This window comes from Rhodoplanes roseus (genome assembly GCF_003258865.1).
In the GTDB taxonomy this organism is placed as follows: domain Bacteria; phylum Pseudomonadota; class Alphaproteobacteria; order Rhizobiales; family Xanthobacteraceae; genus Rhodoplanes; species Rhodoplanes roseus.
The window spans coordinates 1-260 of the sequence record NZ_NPEX01000883.1; the positions used below are offsets into that span (position 1 = coordinate 1).

Genomic DNA, 260 nt, shown 5'->3' on the forward strand with positions numbered 1-260 from the left:
TCGGCAAGATCGATCCGGGCGAGTTCAAGGATGCCGTGTCACGCTTTGCGCCCAATTTCGTCCATGCCGGCCAGCCGATGGCGCTGTCGCTGACGCAGGCGAGCGAGGTCGGCACCATCTATACGCGCCAGGAGGTCGAGGCGCTGACCGCCATCGCCCATGAGCGCGGCCTTCCCGTGCACATGGACGGGGCGCGCTTTGCCAATGCGCTCGTCAATCTCGGCGAGAACCCGGCCGACATCACCTGGCGCCAGGGCGTC

1 protein-coding gene is annotated in these 260 nt (G+C 66.9%); it reads left to right on the forward strand.

Translation table 11 applies throughout. The features are described 5' to 3' along the window. Positions 1-260 (forward strand): beta-eliminating lyase-related protein (locus tag CH341_RS32855; RefSeq protein ID WP_245431358.1); only part of this gene is annotated, 260 nt, incomplete at both ends.